The organism is Paralimibaculum aggregatum (genome assembly GCF_030270585.1).
In the GTDB taxonomy this organism is placed as follows: domain Bacteria; phylum Pseudomonadota; class Alphaproteobacteria; order Rhodobacterales; family Rhodobacteraceae; genus Thermohalobaculum; species Thermohalobaculum aggregatum.
In genome coordinates this window covers 32,568-51,972 of the sequence record NZ_BSYI01000007.1, presented here as the reverse complement: position 1 = coordinate 51,972, position 19,405 = coordinate 32,568, and the positions used below count along the sequence as shown (strand labels likewise).

General features: G+C 74.6%; 15 protein-coding genes. 6 read left to right on the top strand and 9 right to left on the bottom strand.

What is annotated here, in order from left to right:
• Positions 1-63: 63 nt before the first annotated feature.
• Positions 64-501: a globin family protein gene (locus QSJ97_RS05865; protein ID WP_285670723.1), complete on the top strand. Its 438-nt coding sequence runs from the start codon at positions 64-66 to the stop codon at positions 499-501.
• 10 nt (positions 502-511) lie between these two features.
• Here QSJ97_RS05865 and QSJ97_RS05860 read toward each other — a convergent pair whose 3' ends face one another.
• Positions 512-1,531 carry an adenylate/guanylate cyclase domain-containing protein gene (locus QSJ97_RS05860; protein WP_285670722.1) on the bottom strand — a complete coding sequence of 340 codons (1,020 nt, stop codon included), beginning with the start codon at positions 1,529-1,531 and terminating at the stop codon, positions 512-514.
• Between the two features lie 6 nt (positions 1,532-1,537).
• On the bottom strand, positions 1,538-1,897 hold the full coding sequence (locus QSJ97_RS05855; RefSeq protein WP_285670721.1) for a group I truncated hemoglobin: 360 nt from the start codon (positions 1,895-1,897) through the stop codon (positions 1,538-1,540).
• A gap of 191 nt (positions 1,898-2,088) precedes the next feature.
• Between QSJ97_RS05855 and QSJ97_RS05850 the strand changes: the two genes are divergently transcribed.
• Together QSJ97_RS05850 and QSJ97_RS05845 are read left to right on the top strand one after the other, a co-directional pair.
• Positions 2,089-4,311: a hybrid sensor histidine kinase/response regulator gene (locus QSJ97_RS05850; RefSeq protein ID WP_285670720.1), complete on the top strand. Its 2,223-nt coding sequence runs from the start codon at positions 2,089-2,091 to the stop codon at positions 4,309-4,311.
• On the top strand, positions 4,308-5,063 hold the full coding sequence (locus QSJ97_RS05845; protein WP_285670719.1) for a response regulator: 756 nt from the start codon (positions 4,308-4,310) through the stop codon (positions 5,061-5,063). Before QSJ97_RS05850 ends, QSJ97_RS05845 begins: the two co-directional genes overlap by 4 nt.
• Positions 5,064-5,973: 910 nt before the next feature.
• Here the strand turns inward: QSJ97_RS05845 and QSJ97_RS05840 are convergent.
• The 6 genes from QSJ97_RS05840 to QSJ97_RS05815 all read right to left on the bottom strand — a co-directional run bounded on the left by QSJ97_RS05840 (position 5,974) and on the right by QSJ97_RS05815 (position 13,838).
• Positions 5,974-6,189: a hypothetical protein gene (locus tag QSJ97_RS05840; protein WP_285670718.1), complete on the bottom strand. Its 216-nt coding sequence runs from the start codon at positions 6,187-6,189 to the stop codon at positions 5,974-5,976.
• Complete coding sequence (locus QSJ97_RS05835; protein ID WP_285670717.1) at positions 6,189-6,362, bottom strand: hypothetical protein; 174 nt, start codon at positions 6,360-6,362, stop codon at positions 6,189-6,191. Before QSJ97_RS05835 ends, QSJ97_RS05840 begins: the two co-directional genes overlap by 1 nt.
• A gap of 686 nt (positions 6,363-7,048) precedes the next feature.
• A complete protein-coding gene (gene otnI, locus QSJ97_RS05830) occupies positions 7,049-7,822 on the bottom strand; it encodes a 2-oxo-tetronate isomerase (protein WP_285670715.1) in 774 nt (257 codons plus the stop codon).
• Between the two features lie 96 nt (positions 7,823-7,918).
• A complete protein-coding gene (gene tagF, locus QSJ97_RS05825) occupies positions 7,919-9,529 on the bottom strand; it encodes a type VI secretion system-associated protein TagF (RefSeq protein ID WP_285670714.1) in 1,611 nt (536 codons plus the stop codon).
• The gene (locus tag QSJ97_RS05820; protein WP_285670712.1) at positions 9,495-12,128 is read right to left on the bottom strand and encodes a CHAT domain-containing protein; all 2,634 of its coding nucleotides are present in this window, start codon (positions 12,126-12,128) and stop codon (positions 9,495-9,497) included. Before QSJ97_RS05820 ends, tagF begins: the two co-directional genes overlap by 35 nt.
• Positions 12,129-12,170: 42 nt before the next feature.
• A complete protein-coding gene (locus QSJ97_RS05815; protein ID WP_285670711.1) occupies positions 12,171-13,838 on the bottom strand; it encodes a ShlB/FhaC/HecB family hemolysin secretion/activation protein in 1,668 nt (555 codons plus the stop codon).
• A 291-nt stretch (positions 13,839-14,129) separates the two neighbouring features.
• Here QSJ97_RS05815 and QSJ97_RS05810 point away from each other — a divergent pair, with 291 nt between their 5' ends.
• From QSJ97_RS05810 to QSJ97_RS05800, 3 genes are all read left to right on the top strand, one after another.
• On the top strand, positions 14,130-14,783 hold the full coding sequence (locus tag QSJ97_RS05810) for an OmpA family protein (protein ID WP_285670710.1): 654 nt from the start codon (positions 14,130-14,132) through the stop codon (positions 14,781-14,783).
• A gap of 88 nt (positions 14,784-14,871) precedes the next feature.
• Positions 14,872-15,513, top strand: coding sequence for an OmpA family protein (locus tag QSJ97_RS05805; protein ID WP_285670709.1), 642 nt, complete (start codon positions 14,872-14,874; stop codon positions 15,511-15,513).
• A 167-nt stretch (positions 15,514-15,680) separates the two neighbouring features.
• Entirely contained in the window at positions 15,681-18,023 is a 2,343-nt protein-coding gene (locus QSJ97_RS05800; RefSeq protein WP_285670708.1) for a serine/threonine-protein kinase, read from the top strand.
• 75 nt (positions 18,024-18,098) lie between these two features.
• Here the strand turns inward: QSJ97_RS05800 and acdA are convergent, their stop codons facing one another.
• On the bottom strand, positions 18,099-19,334 hold the full coding sequence (acdA, locus tag QSJ97_RS05795; protein ID WP_285670707.1) for a 3-sulfinopropanoyl-CoA desulfinase: 1,236 nt from the start codon (positions 19,332-19,334) through the stop codon (positions 18,099-18,101).
• Between the last annotated feature and the right edge of the window lie 71 nt (positions 19,335-19,405).

The following is a 19,405-nucleotide window of genomic DNA, read 5'->3' as shown; positions in this document are numbered from 1 at the left end:
CGACAACGGCAGGCGAGGAAGGCACGCGCGCCGGGCGCGGCCAGACCGCCCGAGGAGGCCCCGATGTCCACCGCCCCGCTCACGCCAGACCAGGTCGCCGAGGTGCAGGCGAGCTTCCGCCGCATCGTGCCGATCGCGCCCGCCGCGGCCGAGATCTTCTATGACCGGCTGTTCGCCCATGCCCCGCATCTGCGGGCGATGTTCCCCGACGACCTCGCCGAACAGCGGCGCAAGCTCGTCGCCGTGCTGGCCATGGCGGTCGGCGCGCTCGACCGGCTGGAGTCGCTGCTGCCGACGCTGCACGAGCTCGGCGCCCGCCATGTCGGCTATGGCGTGGAGGCGGCGCATTACCGCCCGGTCGGCCTCGCGCTGATGGAGACGCTGGAGCTCGGCCTCGGCCCGGCCTGGACGCCGGCCACCGAGGCGGCCTGGGCCGCCACCTATGCGACGCTCAGCGCCGCGATGCTGGAGGGCGCGGCGGACGCCCTGGCCGCGGCCTGAGCCGGCGCGCTCAGACCGCCGACAGCGCCCGGAGCCCGGCCGCCGCGGCGCCCGCGCCGCTCGGCGCGGTCAGCGCCGGCCCCTCGGCCAGCAGCGCCGCAGCGGCGCCGGTGACCAGCGCCTCCATCGCCGCCGCCCGGTCGCGCGCGGCGGCGGCCTCGTTCACCGCCGGGCCGAACACGTCGTAGACGTATTTCTGCACGCCGACCACCGAGCCCACCACCGGCCCCGTGGCGATGCCGATGCGGCAGCGCCACGCGGTCTCGGCATTGGCGTTGCGCCGCTCGAGATAGCGGATGAAGCGGATCGCGGCATTGGCCACCGCGGCGGCATGGTCCATCCCCGGATCGTGCATCCCGGCGATGCAGAGATAGGTGTCGCCGGTGGTCTTGATCCGCTCGCAGGCGAACTGCTCGCCGATCCGGTCGAAGGCGCTGTAGAGCTCGTTGAGCTCGCCGACGAAGCTCGCCGGCGCGAGGCGCTGGCTGGCCGCGGCGAAATCGATGAAGTCGAGCACCATCACCGTGACCGCCTCGTATTTCTGCGGCGCCACCACCCCGAAGCTCTTGTACTCCTCGTAGGCCGCCCGCGGCATGATGTTGAGCAGCAGCTTCTCGACCTGCTCCTTCTCGCGCTGGATCTCGCGGGTGTTGCGCTCGACCATGTTGGAATAGCTCTCGATCATCGATTCGAGCTCGCGGATGCGCGAGATGTTCTGGCATTCCAGCACCAGCACCGGCTCGTCGCCGATGATCGCCCGGCTGAAGGTCTGCGCGATCACGATGGTGCGGCGCTTCTTGCGGAAGGTGGTCTCGGTGGCATAGCGCCGGCCCTCGGCCAGCGCCGCGCGCACCGCCTCGACATCGAGCGTCGGGAACAGCGCCGGCAGCGAGATGCCCGGCTCGGCCTCCTCGAACCAGCTCTCGAACACGTCGTTGCGGAAGCTCAGCGTCTGGCCCTCGCCGTCGAACAGCGCGACGCCGACGCCCACCGCCCGGAGGAGCTGCTCGTTGATCGCCTCGATGGCCATGGGGGCTCAGGCCACGACGAGGCCGCGCCGCGACTCGATCGCCGCGAGCACGGTCGCCACGTCCTCGGCCGCGACGCCGTGATCGGCCAGGGTGCCGCCGAGGATCGCCTTCATCTCGTCGAAATGCGCATCGGTGATGCCGAGGCTGGCATGGGCCCGGCGCAGGTGATCGTCGCCGAATTCCGCCGGCCCGCCCATCAGCGCCGCGACGAACTTGGTCTGATGATCGATCAGCCGTTTCATGTCGACATCGTCGAAATACGGGCCGACCTCGTCGCTGTCGAGCAACCCGTCGTAGAACGCCATCACGATGCGGTTTATCTGCGCGAAACCGCCATATTTCTCATAGAGGGTTTTCTGGTTCATGCGACTGTGCTGCCATGCAGCTGACGGGACGTCACAAGGTAAGCACGCGGAAACATTCGTTACAATAGCGGGCAGCGCTGACACACGGCAGAAACATTGCCGCAGGAAACTGTACCCGCAGGAGGCCGATGGGCGGAACCATGGCAGGCGGAGCGACGGATTGCGCGGAGGACAGGGCGGGCGCCGGCCCGATGCAGCGGCTGCGCGGCGCCATCGAGGCGCTGTCGGAGGGGTTCGCGCTGTTCGGCGAGGACGACCGGCTGGTGCTCTGCAACGCGCGCTTCCGCTCCGGCTATCCCGGGCTCGAGGAGCTGCTGCTGCCCAGCCTGCCCTGGGCGATCTTCCTGGCGGAGGCGGCGCGGCGCGGGCTCGGCCGCGGGCTCGACCGGATCGACGCGCATCTCGCCGGCGGCGGCGAGACGCCGCTGGCGGTCGAGGCGACGCGGCCGGCCGAGCGCTGGGTGCGGCTCGGCTTCCACCCCACCGAGGACGGCGGCTACGTGCTCACCGAGACCGACATCACCGCCGAGCGCTCCGCCGAGGAGCTGCGCGCCAATGCCGACGAGCTGCTGCGCGACGTGCTCGACGCCTGCCCCTCCAACATCATGATGTGCCGCATCGGCGACGGCACGATCATCTATCGCAACCCGTCCTGGGAGGCGCAGTTCGGCCCGCGGCGCTCGGCCCGCGAGGTCTATGCCGACCCGACGGCGCGGTCCGACTTCCTCGCCGAGCTGCTGCCCACCGGCGCGCTCGACCATTTCGAGACCGAGATGCTGGGCGCCGACGGCAGGCCGTTCCCGGCGCGGATCTCGGCGCGCATCGTCGGCTATCAGAGCGAGCAGGCGATCGTCGCCTCGACCCAGGACATGTCGCGTCTCTATGCCCAGCGCGACGAGATCGTGCGCATCAACCGCCGGCTGTTCGACGCCATCGGCGCGCTCGACCAGGGCTTCGCGCTGTTCGACGCCGGCCATGCGCTGCTGGCGGCCAATTCGCGCTTTCGCGAGGTCAACGCCCCGGTCGCCGCGCTGATCGTGCCCGGCGTGGCCAATGCCGCGCTGGTCGAGGCCGCGGCGGCGGCGGGCCACGAGCCCCGCGCGGTCGGCTGGCCGGGGGCGGAGGCCGGCGCCGAGCCGGCGGCGCGCTTCGAGTTCGCCCTCGCCTCGGGCCGGCGCTACGCGGCCTCGCGCAAGCCCACCTCCGATGGCGGCTTCGTGCTGGCCTGGCGCGACGTGACCGAGCAGCGCGCCGCCGAGCGCGAGCTGGCCCGGCGCCGCGAGGCGAGCTTCCAGAGCGAGAAGCTGACCGCCCTCGGCGAGCTGCTGGCCGGGGTCGCGCACGAGCTCAACAACCCGCTCTCGGTGGTGGTCGGCCAGGCGCTGATGCTGCGCGAGGAGGCGGACGATCCGAACACCGCCCGGCGCATCGAGAAGATCTCCACCGCCGCCGAACGCTGCGCCAAGATCGTCAAGACCTTCCTCGCCATGGCCCGGCAGCGCCCGGCCCGGCTCGCCCCCACCGCCCTCGGGGCGGTGGTCGAGACCGCGGCGGATGTGGTGGCGCAGGGCATCCGCGGCGCCGGGCTCGCGCTCGAGACCGCGCTGGCGCCGGGCCTGCCCCCGGTGCAGGCCGACGAGGACCAGATCACCCAGGTGGTGGTCAACCTGCTGGTCAACGCGCAGCAGGCGCTGGAGGCCGCCGGCCTGCCCGATGGCCGGATCCGGCTGGAGACCCGGATGGCGCCGGACGGCATGGTCGAGGCGGTGATCGCCGACAACGGCCCCGGCGTGCCCGACGAGCTGCGCCAGCGGATCTTCGAGCCCTTCTTCACCACCAAGGATGTCGGCAGCGGCACCGGGGTCGGCCTGGCGCTCTGCCATCGCATCGTCTCGGCCCATGACGGGCGGCTCGAGGTCGATGTCGGGCCGGAGGGCGGCGCCGCCTTCACGCTTGGCCTGCCGGTGGCGGCGGGGCCCCATGTGGCGCCGGGCGCCGAGGCCGAGCCGCTGCCCGCCGGCCGGCTCACCGCGCTGGTGGTCGAGGACGAGCCGGAGGTCGCCGCGATGATCGCCGAGCTGCTCACCGGGCTCGGCGTGGCGCCGAGCCTCGCGAACTCGGGCGAGGCGGCGCTGGAGCGGCTGGCCGGCGGCGCCCGCTTCGATATCGTGCTGAGCGACCTGCGCATGCCCGGGATGGGCGGGCGGGCGCTGTTTCGGGAGATTGCGCGGAGCCGGCCCGATCTGGTGCCCGGCTTCGCCTTCGTGACGGGGGATGCGATGAGCCGCGATGCCGAGGCGGTCCGGGCCGAGTCCGGCCGGCCCTTGATCGAGAAGCCGGTGGCGCCGAAGGAGCTGCGCGCGCTGCTCCGCCGCCTCGCCGGCGAGCGCACCGGCCGGGAGGCCGAGCAATGAGCGCGGCGGCCGGCGCCGGGAGCCGGCACGTGGTGGTCTGCGACGACGAGCCGGACCTGCGCGAGACCGTCGGGGAGTATCTGCAGAAGCGCGGCTATGCGGTCAGCCTCGTCGAGAACGCCGCGGCGCTGCGGGCGCTGGTCGATGCCGGGACCCCGATCGACGTCATCCTGCTCGACATCAACATGCCCGGCGAGGACGGGCTCAGCCTGCTGCGCTGGCTCCGCGGCAGCCACGGCATCGCGGTGATCATGGTGACCGCGGCGGGCGAGACGGTGGACCGCGTGGTCGGGCTCGAGCTCGGCGCCGACGACTACCTGCCGAAGCCGGTGGACCTGCGCGAGCTCGAGGCGCGGGTGAAGGCGGTGCTGCGGCGCACCGCGGCGCCGGCGGCGGAGGCGCCCCCGGCCGAGGCCCCCGAGGCGCCGGTGGAGCCGGCCGAACGGGTCGGCTTCGCCGGCTTCACGCTCGACTATGCCCGCGCCAAGCTGTTCGGCCCGGAGGGCGACGAGGTCCCGCTCACCGCGATGGAGTTCCGCCTGCTCAAGGTCTTCGTCGAGCATCGCGGCCGGGTGCTCAACCGCGACCAGCTGCTCGAGCTCGCCCATGACCGCGGCTGGGACCCCTTCGACCGCTCCATCGACATCCGCATCTCGCGGCTGCGGCGCAAGATCGAGCCGGTGCCCGAGAAGCCCGAGCTGATCCGGACGGTGCGCGGCATCGGCTACAAGTTCGACCCGCCGGGGCGCTGACCGCGCGGCCGCGCCCGCCCCCGAGCCGGCCGCCCGACGCCCGGCGCAGCCGCAGCCGCCGGGCAGCGGCACGCCATGCAGCGCGCCACGCAGCGACCGCCAGGCGAGCCGGCAGCACCGCTGGCCCGGCCCTGCCCGGAGCGCCAGCCGGGCCGAAGCCGCGGTGCCCAACCCGCGTACCCCGCTTTCGCACGGCCGTTGCCCGGGCCGCGGTGAGCCAGGCGGCGCCCACGCAGCGATCGGACTGCGATCGGGAGGCGAGCCGGCAGCGCCGCCGGCCACGCCCCGCCCGGAGCGCTTGCCAGGCCGAAGCCGCGGTGCCCCACCCGCGTGCCCCGCATCCGCGCAGCCGTTGCCGGGGCCACGGTGAGCCAGGCGGCGCCCACGCAGCGACCGGACTGCGATCGGGAGGCGAGGGCAGCGCAGCTGAGCCGGTCCGGCCCGGAGCGCTTGCCAGGCCGAGGCCGCGGCACCCAACCGGATCCCCAGCTCCGCGCGGCCGCTGCCCGGGCAACGGTGAGCCGGGCTGCGCCCGGGCAGCGATCGGACCGCGATCGGGAGGCGAGCCGGCAGCGCTGCCGGCCACGCCCCGTCCGGAGCGCTTGCCGAGACCGAAGCCGCGGCGCCCCACCCGCGTGCCCCGCTTTCGCGCGGCCGCTGCCCGGGCCGCGGTGAGCCAGGCGGCGCCCACGCAGCGACCGGACCGCGATCGGGAGGCGAGGGCAGCGCTGCAGAACCGGTCCCGCCCGGAGCGCTTGCCGGGCCGAGGTCGCGGCACCCAACCGGGTGCCCCGGTTCCGCGCAGCAGTTGCCCGGGCCGCGGTGAGCCGGCCGGCGCCCGGGCGGCCGCCGGCCTCGTCCCGGCGGCTTGCGGCACGGGGCGCCCTGCCAGCCGTGCCCACCCCGGCCCCTAGCGGCCCGCCGCGAGGGGCGCCGTCTCGGCGGCAAGCGGCACGCCGTCGCAGCTGCCGGAGAACGGCACGGGGCCGCCGGCCAGCGACCCGGCCAGCAGCGCGCAGGCGGCCCGCGCCCGGAGCGGATGCAGCAGCGCCGCCGGCAGGCGCCGGGCCAGCCCGAGCGCCGGGCCCGCGATCCGCCCCGGCGCCGGCACGATCCCGCGCAGCATCAGATCGGCAGCGGCCGCCGCGGGCGGGCCGCCAGCAGGCTGCGCAGATGCTGCGGCCGGCCGCGCTCGGCCTCCCCCAGCGCACGGGTCCAGCGCCGGGCATCGCCCTCGGAGGGGCTCCGCAGCCTGGCGACGGGGCGACCGCGGCGGCGGTCGGGGTGGATCGGGGACATCGGGCTCTCCTCTCGCTGGCGGGCGGCAGGCACCGCCCTGGCATCGGGCGGAAGATGGGAACCCGGCGTTTCACGCTCTTTGCAGCGCCGCCGCGACCGCGTTTCAAATGTTTCGCCCCGCGTCCTGCAAGGATGGCCCGCCGCAACGGCCTAACGCGATGACCCGGGACGAAAAGGCCCCGGCGCGCAGGACGCGCCGGGGCGAGCGAGGGACGTGCAGAGGGCAATGGCAGGGCCAGGCCGCCTTTGCCGACGCCGCCCCGCGGCCGGCATCCCGCCGCCACGAGCCGCGCGCCGTCTGCCGCGCGCGGGGCCCGGGCCGATCCACCCGGCAGGGCCGAAACGCGGGTCTGCTCTCCCGCCAGTGCCGACATCCGGAAGGCAGACCGCAGCGCCAGAAGATCCCGCCCGCCGGCACTGCGCGGCGCGAAGGCCCCGCCCGGCCCGCCCCGTGGCGCTCCGGCCCGCAATGCCCTTGCGGGCATCGCTCCGCCGCCGCGCGAAAGCCCGCCCCCACCCCCACCGCCGCCTTGCGCGCAACGCGCAAGGCGGCGGTGGGGGTGGGGGCGGGCCCGGTCGGGCGCTGGCGGGGGCCGGCAGGCCACCGGCAAAGGCCGAAACATGCGGTCGCGGAGACCGGGCGCGGCGCCGGGGCGCCCCGGCGCGGGGTCGGGAAGGCTCCGGGTTCAGCCCCCGGCCGGGCGGGCCCAGCGGGCGAACCAGCCGAGCCCGGCCTCGGTCTCGCCGGCGGGGCGGTACTCGCAGCCGATCCAGCCGGTATAGCCGATCCGGTCGAGCACCCCGAGCAGATGGTCGAGCGCGAGCTCGCCGCCATCGGGCTCGTGGCGCGCCGGCACCGAGGCGATCTGCACGTGGCGGATCAGCGGCGAGAGCGCCTCGATGCGCCGGGTCACGTCGCCCTCGGTGATCTGCAGATGGTAGAGGTCGAGCTGCAGGCCGAGATTGCCCTTGCCCACGGCGTCGATCACGGTGCGCGCATCCTGCGTCTCGACGATGTGGTAGCCCGGCATGTCGCGGGCATTGATCGGCTCGATGGTGAACTGCTGCTGCGGCGCCATCTCGCAGGCACGGCTGAGATTGGCGGCGTAGATCGAGCGCGCCCAGGGGCCGCGGCTGATCCCGGCCATCACGTGGATGCGCTCGGGCCGCAGCACCTCGGCATAGGCCAGCGCCTGGCGGATCGAGGCGACGAAGTCGGGCACCCGCCCCGGCAGCGAGGCCAGCCCGCGCTCGCCGGCCTCCCAGTCGCCGGGGGGCGTGTTCATCAGCGCCAGCGCGAGGCCCGCCCCGTCGAGCGCGGCGCGGATCTCCGCGGCATCGTGCTCGTAGGGGAAGAGGAACTCCACCGCCTCGAAGCCGGCCGCCCGCGCGGCGGCGAAGCGCTCGAGGAACGGGCGCTCGGTGAACATCATGGTGAGATTGGCGGCGAAGCGGGGCATCGCGTGTCGGCTCTCCCTTGCCATGCAGCGGGACGCCCGCCGGATGCGTTCCCCAACTATCGGGGCGACCGGGCAGCGGTCAAGCGCGCGTGGCGCTCACTGCCGCCCGGAGCCGCGATCGCCGGCGCCGCGGCCGGCCCCCTGGCCGGTCTCCGGCGCGGTCTCGGGGTCGGTCTCGGGGTCGGGGTCGGCCTCGATCTCGGGGCCGAGATCGAAGAGCCGGTCGAGGTCGATGCGTGGCTCCTCCTCCGCCGGGGCCGGCGGCAGGATGGCATCGCCGTCGTCGGGCAAGGGCGGCAGCGGCGCGCCGGCATCGTCGGGGAGGATCACCGCGCCGGGCGGCGCGACCTCCTCGGCCGGGCCGAGGGCGGCGGAGGGCAGCGGGGCGGTCCCGCTCTCCGGCAGCGGGCGCTCGGGCGGCAGCAGCTCGTCGAGGGAGGGCAGCGGCGCCGCCGCAGGGGGCGGCTCCTCCGGATCGTCAGGCGAAGCGGCAGGCCCGGCTGCCGGCGGGAGCGCCTCGGCCGGCTGCCCGGCGGAGGTTTCCGCGGCGGGACCGGCGCCGGGCGGATCGGCGGGCGCGGCAGGGACTCCCTCGGCCAGCCCGACATCGGCAAGGAGATCGTCGAGATCCACCGGGTCCCCGGGCAGCGGCCCAGCTGGCGGATCCGCCGGCTCGTCTGGTGCAACCGCAGGCCCGGCCACCGGCGGGAGCGCCTCGGCCGGCAGCCCGGCGGAGGTTTCCGGGGCGGGGCCGGCGCCGGGCGGGTCGGCGGGCGCGGCAGGGGCTCCCTCGGCCAGCCCGACATCGGCAAGGAGATCGTCGAGATCCATCGCGTCCCCGGGCAGCGGCCCAGAGGGCGCCTCCGCCGGCTCGTCTGGTGCTGCGGCAGGCCCGGACGCCGGCGGGAGCGCCTCGGACGGCAGCCCGGCGGAGGTTTCCGGGGCGGGACCGGCGCCGGGCTCGTCGGCGGGCGCGGCGGGCGCCCCCTCGCCCAGCCCGACCTCGGCGAAGAGATCGTCGAGATCCACGGGCTCGTCGGGCAGCGGCACCGCGGGCACGGCATCGGGCGCGTAGCCGGCCTCCGCCGCGAGGCGGGCGCTGTCGTCCGGGTCGAAGGTCTCGGCCGCGCCGATCGGCTCGGCCGGCCCGCCGGCGGCGAACAGCGCGGCGAGCCCGCCCGCGGCCAGCGCCTCGAGGCTGGCGAAGGCATGCGGGCTGCGCGGCTCGGCGCCCAGCCAGAACACCGCGACGCCGCCGCCCGGCACCGGCCCCGGCCCCAGCGGCGGCGGCATCGCGGCACAGCGCGCGGCGAGGTCCTCCGGCCCGAGCCCGCCGCCGCGGGCCTCCGTCACCAGCGCCTCGGCGGCGTCGAACCACGGGTCGGCGGCGCCGACGAGCCCGCCGGTCACCGCCACGAGGAAGGGGAAGCGCCGGCCCACCCGGTCCTGGCTGAGCTGGAAGACGCCGGAGACCGCCTCCGGGCCGAACACCCCCTCGCCGGCGACGAAGCGCCAGGCGCCGCCGCCGCCGGCCTGCATCGCCTCGCGCAGGCCCAGCTCCATCCAGCGGTCCCAGCGCCGGGTCAGCGCCCGCGGCAGGCCGCGGCCGATGAAATCCCCTGCCGAAGGGGCCTTGCCGTAATAGCCCGTCTGCAGCACCGCCCCCGGCCCCTCAGCCCGCGCCGCCGCGCGGCGCCCGCGCGGCATCGCCGATCGCCGAGAAGGCGGCCCAGTAGAACGGATGCGAGCTCTCCGGCACGGTGGCCAGCGAGGCCCGCGCCGCGCGCATCGCCGCCGCCGGGCTCTCGCCGGCGCCGAGGCCCTCGTAGAGCCGGTCCATCAGCCGGCCGGTCTCGGCATCGGGCACCAGCCAGTGCGAGGCGACCACGTTGCGCGCGCCGGCATAGAAGAAGGCCCGCACCAGCCCCGAGAGCGCCTCGCCGCCGGAGCCGCGGAAGCCGGTGCCGAGCGCCGAGCCGGCACCGCGCCCGCCGGTGTCGCAGGCCGAGAGCACCACGAGATCGGCATCCAGCGCGAGCTCGACGATCTCGCCCGCCTCGAGCAGCCCGTCGCCATCGCCGGCCGGCGCCAGCGAGGTCGCCAGCGCCGGCTCGGGCAGGCAGTCCGCCGAGAGCGGCAGGATGCCGTGGGTGGCGAAATGCAGGATGCGGGCGCGGCCGAGATCCCCGGCCAGCACCGCGCTGTCGGTGAAGGCGGGGCCGGTAAGCACCGCCTGCGGGGCGGCGGCGCCGGAGAGCCGCGCCAGCCGGCGGACCTCGCCATCGGTGGCCGGCAGCGGCGCCAGCGCGCCGAGATTGGCCAGCACCTCGAGGCAGACCGGCGGCGCCTCGCGCCGCGCCTGCACCACCGACGCCTGGCCCGGGCCGAACGGTACGAAGCCGCCGAAGCCGCGATAGGGCTCCGGCGCGGCGGAGGGCGCCACCTGCCGCAGATGGTGGAAGGAGGCGACCGAGAGCGTCACCGAGACCGCACTCTCGGCACCGAACCAGCGCACCCGGGAATAGTCCAGCGAGCGGTCGGCATAGCCCGAGAGATCGCCGGCGACATAGAGCGCCGGCGGCAGCGAGAGCAGCGGCCCGTCCGGCGCCACGATCACCGCCTCGGCGGCGTCGATATCCGCCTGGACCGGCGCCAGCACGCGGCGATAGAGCTCCTGCGCGCCGCGCACGTCGAAGAACGGGCTGTAGACGCTGTCGCGCACCCGGCCGACGATCGCCGCCGCCTCGGCCTCGCCGATGTCGAGCGGCGCGAGCGTGACCCGCGAGCGGGTGACCGCGGCCACCGCGCCGCCCTCGCGCCCGAGGCGCACCTGCACGAAGAGCTCGCCCGGGCGCAGCGAGGCCTGGAAGGCGGCGAGATCCACCGAGCGATCGCCGATCTGCTGGAAGTTTGGCGCGGCCTGCGCCACCGCGGCCTGGGCGGCGGCCTGCGCGGCCCGGGCGCTGGCGAGGCGCGTGCGGGTCAGGCGGATCGCGTTGACGTCGCGCGGCGAGGCGGCGGAGAGCCGGTCGAGCCGGGCCGCCTCGCGGTTCACCGCCAGCTCGGCATCCTGCAGCGCGCGGATCGCCTCGGCCGCGGGGCCGTCGCCGGCGGCGAGGCGCGCGGCGAGCCGGGCCAGCGTGTCGGAGGTGGCCGGGTTGCGCAGCTGCTGCAGCGCCAGGAAGATCGCCTCCGAGCGCGCCGGGCTGTCGGGCTCCTCGGCCAGCAGCTCGAGATAGGGCGCCAGCGCGTCGAACGAGACCCCGCGGCCGCCGCGGGCGAGGATCGCCAGCGCCCGGTCGAAGGCGTCGCGCGCGCCGGAGACATCCCCCGCCTCGAGCCGGATCCGCCCTTGCTGCAGCCGGAGCAGCGCCTCCGGCCGCTCGCCGGCGGCAAAGCGCCGGGCGATCCGCACCGCGCTGGCGCTCTCGTCGTCGGCAAGGTCGAGATCGCCGCGCTCGAAGGCCAGATCGGCGGAGAGCCGGGCGAGCTCGGCCCGCAGCCAGAGCGCGTTGATCTCCGGCGCCGCCTCGAGATGGCCGCGCGCCCGGGCGAGCCGCTCGGCGGTGTCGCCGCCGGCGCCGCCGCGCCCGGCGCTGGCCTCGACGTAATAGGCCTGGGCGAGCAGGATCGAGAGCTGCTCGCGTGGGGTCAGCCGGTCGGTGGCGAGCCCGCCGGAGACGTCGAGCCCGGCCTCCCCGGCCAGCAGCTTCGCGGTCTCCTGCGGGATCTCGAGCCCCTGCGGCCCCATCACGAAGGCCGCCGGCTGCTCGGCCAGCCCGTCGACGCCGCGCTCCGCCGCGCCCTCGGCGATCGCCGCCTCGCCGAGCTTGATCGCCCGCTGGGTCTCGGCCACGGTCTCCACCGCCCTGCCCTGGTTGAGCAGGTGCTGCGCGTGGAACACCGCGCCGCGCACCCGCGGGATCAGGCTGCCGGAGCGCTCGATGCCCGCCAGCGCGCTGGCAAACAGCGCGTCCGCCGGCTGGAATTCGCCGAGATTGCTCTTGTTGAGCGCGAGATAGAGCTCCTGCTCGAGCTGCTCGGGGCTGCCCGGGGCGATCCCGGAAGCGGAGCGCTGTGCCGCCTCGCGATACAGCGTCTCGGCATCCTCGAAGCGCATCAGCGCGTTGTCGGCGAAGGCCTGGCGCTGCAGATCGACCAGCCCGCCGGCCTGGCTCGCCCCGCCCGCGGTCTCCCCCGGCGCCGGCGCGGGCGCCGCGGCACGCTCGGCGCAGCCGCCGAGCAGCAGGAGGCCGCAGGCCACGGCCGCGGCGAGGGGGGAACGGGGCTTCGTGCGGCGGGTCATCAGGGGGCCTCCCTCGGGGTCACGCGCACCGGTACGCTCAGATTAGAAGAAGGCGGTGATGCGGAACAGCCCCCGCACCCCGTCGTCCTGCACGAGATCGCTGGCCTGCACCGGCACCGCCACCGTCACCTCCGCGTCGAGCCGCTCGAGGAGCTGGAACCGCACGCCGCCGCCGAGCGAGGTCAGCCCGGCGCTCGCGCCGTCGATCCAGGCGCGGCCGCCCTCGACGAAGCCGAAGAGCTCCGGCGCCGCCACGCCGGGGATCTCGGTCAGCGGGATCGCCCAGGCGATCTCCAGCCCGCCGGCGATGCCGTTGTCGCCCGAGACCGCGCCCGGGCTGAAGCCGCGGCCGATGGTGTAGTTGCCGAGCGAGAAGGTCTCGAAGCTCGGCAGGTCGCCGGTGGAGATCTGCCCCTGGGCCCGCGCGCGCAGGGTGAACCCTGCCGGCAGCGGGCGGCGATAGTCGAGGTCGATCCCGGCGGTGAAGAAGGAGAGGTCGGCCGGCTCGAAGCCCGGCGGGCGCGGGCCGCCGCGCTGGTTGGCGCCGAGCGCGTCGAGCCCGAGGCGCAGCTCGAGCTCGGCATCGAGCAGCCCGCCGACGAGATCGGGCTCGATCAGCCTGACCTTCGAGAACAGCACGCGCAGGTCCTCGTCGATCTCGATCGTGTCGATCAGCGCGTCGCTGTCCTGGTGCACCCATTCGAAGCCGCCCTGCACCGAGACGGTGCGATCGCGCGAGCGGATCACCGCATAGTCGAGCCCGGTGCGCACGATCTGCGAGCGGTAGTGGATGTCGAACGGGGTCAGCGGGCCGCCGCTGTGCGAATAGGTGCTGGAGGCGGTGAGGAAGGCGCGCAGCCCCTCCACCCCGGTCGGCGCGGCATAGCTGATCTGGCCGAGCAGCTCCTCGCCGATGTCGAGCGCGGTGAGCCCGACCACCTCGAAGCGGTCGCCCGAGAGCAGCGCGCTGTTGACCGCCGCGCCGCCGGTGGCGACCAGCGGCCCGGCGGTGTCGGCGGCGAAGTTGGACAGGCTGACGAACCCGTCGAGCGCCGCGAGCTGGCCCTCGACCAGCAGCACCAGCTCGCCCGGCACCTCGGACTGGCGCGCCCGCAGCGCGCCGAGCAGGTTGACGCCGGGCAGGTCGCGGGCGAGCAGCAGCGCGCGCTCGACATCGGTGCTGCGCACCGGCTTCAGCCCGACCACCCGTTCGAGGCTGCGGCGCACCTGCGGCTCGGCGCGGCCGAGATCGCCGCGGATCACCACCTCGGCGATCGCCGCCTCGACGATCTGCACCCGCACCCGGCCGCCGGCGATGCGCTGCGCCGGGATCACCGCGCGCACCGCGAGATAGCCGTCGCCGCGATAGAGCGCCTCGACCGCGTCGGTGATCTCCTTCAGCCCGCCGAAATCCACCGGCTCGCCGATGCGGTCGGCCACCAGGGCCTGCAGCGCCTCCGGGGCATAGACGCTGGAGCCGGCGAAATCGACGCCGTTCAGCACGAAGCTCACGCCGCCGGCCTGCGGCGCGCCGGGGCTCGGCGGCAGCGGTGCCACCAGTGCCGGGGCCTCCTCGGCCGCGAGCGCGCCGGGGCGCTGCGGGATCTGCGGCTCGACCGTCTCGCGGGTGTAGACCTGCCCCGGGGGACGCGCCGGCTGCGCCTGGGCGGCGGCCTCGCCGGACATCCAGGGCATCGCTCCGACAAGCATCCCGACAAGCATCGTAGCGGCCGAAACTGCCGCGATCCGCGTTCGCATCGCGGCAACAACACGCAACACCATGCGTCTCCCCCTTGGCAGCCTCCGGGTGTCCGGCACGGCCGGTTGCGCTGGCGCCCGGATGACCTAGCGTGCGCAGTTTGCCATGCCTCGGCAAAAAGGGCGAGCATTGGTTGCATCGCACTGCAAAAAACCCGGCTAGGCCCTGCTGAAACCTGCCTGTTTGTGGTATTGGTCGATTCAGACCCGCGTCCTAGCAAACACAGCAGGTGGAGTTTCCCGATGCGCATCGCTCTCTTCGCCATGGCAGCTACCATGGCACTCTCGTTCCAGTCCGGCCCGGCAGCCGCGCAAAGCTCCGAAGCGGACTTGCTGAAGCGCTTTCAGCAGCAGCAGCAGACCCATCGCGGCCTGTCGCTCTCGCCCGTGACCTCGACCGGCGCGACCGCGGTCGGCGCCGCCGCCGCCACCCCGGCGCCGGAAGCCGACCCGGCGCCGCAGGCGACCACCGCCGCCCGCGCGCCGAAACCGGCCGCCGCGCAGCCCCAGCGCGCCATCGCGCTGCCGCCGGAAGCCCGCGAGTATGTCCGCATGCCCGAGGGCTCGGAGATCAACATCCGCATCCAGTTCGGCTATGACAGCGCGGTGCTGGCGCCGAGCGAGTTCGGCAAGCTGGAGGCGCTGTGCAACGCCATCCAGCAGTCCGGGATCGGCCAGTTCCGCATCTACGGCCATACCGATGCCAGCGGCTCCGACGCCTACAACCTCCGGCTCTCGCAGCGCCGCGCGGAATCGGTGCGGGCGCATATGGTGAACTATTGCGGCATCTCGGGGGCACGCCTGCAGGCGGTCGGCCTCGGCGAGACGTTCCCGCTCGGCAACAGCAGCCCGCGCGCGCCGGAGAACCGCCGCGTGGAGTTCCAGGCGCTCGGCTGAGCCCCGGGGAACCGAACCCCGGAAGCGGCGCCACACGGGCGGGACCACTGGCGGCCCCGCCCGCTTCCAGTTCAGGGAGATGCCCGTCATGCAGCCCCGCATCCGCGCCCTTGCGGCGACCCTCGCCATCGGCGCCCTCGCCGGACCTGCCGCGGCGCAGGACGACCTGATCCAGCGCTTCCAGGCACAGCAGCAGATCGTCGACGAGCGCGGCCTCAGCGTCTCGCCGGTGGTCTCGACCGGCAGCACGCGGGCCGGCACCGCCGCTGGCAGCGCCGCGGCGACCGGCGCGGGAGGCACCGGCACCGCGACGGGCACGGCCTCGGGCACGGGCCGGACCGGCGGGCGCGCCCGGCTGGCGCCGGAAGAGGCCGCCTACCAGCCGATGCCCTCGGATGCGGCGGTCAACATCCGCATCGAGTTCGCCCTCGACAGCGCGGTGCTGCGCGAGAGCGAGGTCGGCAAGCTGGAGACCGTCTGCGAGGCGGTGCGCGCGCTCGACCAGCTCCGCTTCAACATCTTCGGCCATACCGATGTCAGCGGCTCGGCCGCGCACAACCTCCGGCTCTCGCGCCGCCGCGCGGAATCGGTGCGGACCCACATGGTGCGCCAGTGCGGCCTGCCCGGCGAGCGGCTGCGCGCCTTCGGCGTCGGCGAGGGGCACCCGCTGCCCGGCAGCGATCCGCGCGCGCCGGAGAACCGCCGGGTGGAATTCCAGACCGTCGGCTGAGGCGCGGCCGACCAGGTCCGGGGCGCGGCCGACCGGCCCGCCGCGGTGCCGCGCGAGCCCCTGCGGCGCTTTCGTGAGTGCGCTGCAACCGGCTTGCCCTAGCGGCCAGTTTCGGGGCTAATGGCAACCGAGCCGCGCCACAGCTGCGGCGCCGCAAGGAGGGAAGCATGGCCGCCCCGAGCGATCAGGACGTCTTTGCCATCGGCGCCCTGGTCAACAACACCTATCGCATCGAGCGGGTGCTGGGCCGGGGGGGGATGGGCGAGGTCTATCTCGCCCGCCACGAGATCACCGAACGCAACGTGGCGATCAAGGCGCTGAAATCCGCCTTCACCAGCAACGACATGCATGTGGCGCTGATGCGCCGCGAGGAGGCGGTCAGCGCGGTCAACCACCCGGTGGTGATCCGCTATATCGACCTCGGCCGCACCGAGAACGGCGACATCTACCTGATCATGGATTTCGTCGACGGCGAGCCGCTGGACAAGCGGATGCGCTCGCGCCCGCTCGGCGCCGACGAGGCGGTGGCGCTCTGCCGGCGGCTCGCCGAGGGCCTCGCGGTCTGCCATTCCCAGGGGGTGATCCACCGCGACCTCTCGCCGGACAACATCCTGCTGCGCGGCGGCCGGCTCGACCAGCCGGTTATCATCGATTTCGGCATCGCCAAGGACACCGGCTCCGACCAGACCGTGACCGGCGGGCAGTTCGCCGGCAAGTACAAGTATGCGCCGATGGAGCAGATCCAGGGCCGGGTCGACCAGCGCTCGGATCTCTACGCGCTCGGCGTGACGATTCTGGCGGCGGTGCGCGGGCAGCCGCCCTCCTTCGGCGCCAACGATTTCGAGCTGATGCAGAACAAGGCGCTGCCGCTCGATCTGTCCGACCTGCCGCAGCCGCTGCAGGCGCTGCTGGCCGAGCTGACCGACCCCGAGCCGAGCCGCCGCCCGAACGACGCCGCGGCGCTGATTCGGCGCATCGACCAGCTTACCGCGATGCCGCTGCCGCCGGGGGATGCCACCGTCGTCGCCGCGCCGCCCGGCGGAGACGCCACCGTCTTCGCGCCCGCCGGGCAGACCGTGCCGCCGCGCACCGCCCCGCCGCCGCAAGCCGCGGCGCCGACGCCGGGGGAGCTGACCGCGGTCAGCGCCCTGCTCAACTCCAGGCCGGAGGCGCCGGCCGCCCCCCCGCCGCCGCCGGAGACCGCGCGCAAGCCGGAGAAGAAGAAGTCCGGCGGCGGGATGGTCACCGTGCTGGTGGCGCTGCTGGTGCTCGGCGGCGGCGGCTTCGGGATCTGGCAGTCGGGCCTGCTGACGCCCGCGCCGGAGGTGATCGACGGGCCGGATCCGGACCCCGATCCGAAGCCCGATCCCGAGCCGGTGGACAGCGCCAGCCTGCCGCAGATCTCGCCCTATCGCGTCGAGATCGCCCGCGCCGAGGACGGCACGATCACCGCCAGCGGGCATCTGCCCGCCGCGGCCGGGCGCGACGCCATCGCCAGCTATCTCTCCCGGGCCTATCCCGGCACGCCGGAGGTGCATTTCGATCTCGGCCGCGGCGCCCCCAGCGAGACCCTCGCGGACGACCTGCTGGCACTGCTGCGCGCCATCGAGCCGCTGTCGGACTGGCAGGTCGCGATCTCCGACCGCGGGCTGGTGCTCGAGGGCCTGGCCGGCAGCACCGGGATCCGCGACCAGGTGACGGCCGCGCTGCCCGATCTCTCGGCCTATGCCTTCACCGCCGACATCACGGCCGGGCCGCGCGAGCTCTCGCGCGCCGGGCTCGCGGCGGAGATCGCCGAGCTCGGCGGCTGCGGCCCGCTGGCGGTCGACCGCCCGCTGCAGGGCAACCGCTTCGCGCTCGGCGAGACGGTGCGAATCAGCGGCCACATCGCCGAGCCGCCGGACGAGGCCCGGATCCGCCGCGCCATCGCCGGGCGCATCGGCGACCGCACGCTCAGCCTCGATCTCGCGGTGCTCAACCCCTCGGTCTGCAGCGTCAAGCGCCTGCTGCCGCCCGAGCCGGCCGCCGATTTCGCGATCTGGCTCGGCTATGGCGGGGTGACCGACCAGCCGGAGAACCCGACCGGCGTCTATACCGTGGGCGACAACCCGCTGATCGACATCCGCCTGCCCGCCGACAAGACCTGGGGCCATCTCCATGTCATCGCCGTCGATCTCGACGGGCTGGTCTATCACCTGCTGCCCAATGCCAGCCGGCAGGAGACCCGGATCGAGGAGCTCGGCGAGGTGGTGCGCAGCGAGCGCCGGGTGCGCGTGGCCTATGACAATGCCGAGCGCACCGATCCCAGCATCATCGCCTTCACGATCGACGAGAGCAGCGGCAAGACGCTGGTGATCGCCTTCCACACGCAGGAGCAGCTGTTCCCCGTCCCGCGGCCCTTCGAGGACCCGACGGCGGCCTTCGCCGATGCGCTGGAGGAACGCCGCGTCGCCGGCGCGCTGCGCGGGGCCGAGATCGTCACCAAGCTGATCGATACCCGAACCGACTGAGGCCGGCCCGGCCGCGCCGGCCTGCGGCCGGGCGGGCGGTTGGCCAAGCGGTTGGCGGGGCGGCTGGCGGCGCGGCTACTCCGCCGCCATCCGGTCGGCCTGCGCCAGGAAGCCCTCGCGGGTCTGCGGCAGGCGCATGCCCAGCAGGTCGGAAGCGATCTGCGTGCGCAGCACCTGCGCGGTGCCGCCGCCGATGGTGAACATCCGCACGTCGCGATACATCCGCTCCAGCGGCTCCTCGGCGCCGTAGCCGCGGGCACCGAAGATCTGCAGCGCGTCCGACACCGCCTTGATCGCCGCCTCGGAGGCGAACAGCTTGGCCCGCGCCGCCATCCCCGGATCGGGGAACGGGCTGCCATCGGGCCCCCGCGAGCGCGCCGCGGCATCGAGCATCAGCCGCGCCGCGGTGAGCTGGGTGTCGATATCGGCGAGCATCCATTGCAGGCCCTGGAACTCGGCGATCGGCCGGCCGAACTGCTCGCGCGCCAGCATGTAGTCCCGCGCCCGGGCCTCGGCGCCGCGGGCGATGCCGAGCGCCACGGTGCCGGCGCCGACGCGCTGCGAGTTGTAGGCGTTCATCAGCCGGGCGAAGCCGCGCGCGAAGCCGCCGGGCGGGTTCAGCACCATGTCCGGGGCGATCGCCAGCCCGTCGAAGGCGAGCTCGGCCTCCGGCATGCCGCAGAGCCCCATGGTCCGCTCGCGCCGCACCACGCGGAACCCCTCGGGCGGGTCGGCCGGGTCGCAGGCCAGCAGGAAGCCGCCGATGCCCTCGTCCTTGCCGGCCTCGTCGAGCACGCGGGCGAAGATCAGGTGCAGCCGCGAGACGCCGCCGCCGGTGATCCAGTGCTTGGCGCCGTGCAGGCGGTACGAGCCGTCGCGCTGGCGCCGGGCGGTGGTGGACATCTGCGTCGCGGCGCTGCCGGCCTCGGGCTCGGTGATGCAGATCGCGGGCTTGTCGCCGGCGAGCACCAGCTCCGCCGCCAGCCGCTTCTGCGCCTCGCTGCCATAGGCCATGATCGCGCTGACCCCGCCCATGTTCGCCTCGACCACGACCCGCGCGGTGAGCGTGCAGGCCCGGGCGACCTCGTCGATCACCGCCACCGCCTCGGCCCAGGAGGCGCCGCGCCCGCCATATTCCACCGGCAGGGTCATGCCCATCAGCCCGGCCTCGACGAGATGCGGGATGTTGTCGTGGCAAAAGCGCCGCTCGCGGTCCCAGATCGCGGCGCGGGGGGCGAAGACCTCCTCGGCGAGCCGGCGGGCGGTGGCAGCGAGGGGCGACAGCGGGGTGATTTCACGATCCTGTGACATGGGCGTGACCCTACGCCCTTTCATCTCAAGGGCAATCGAATAAAGCTGGCCATTAACTTCAGGAACCCTGA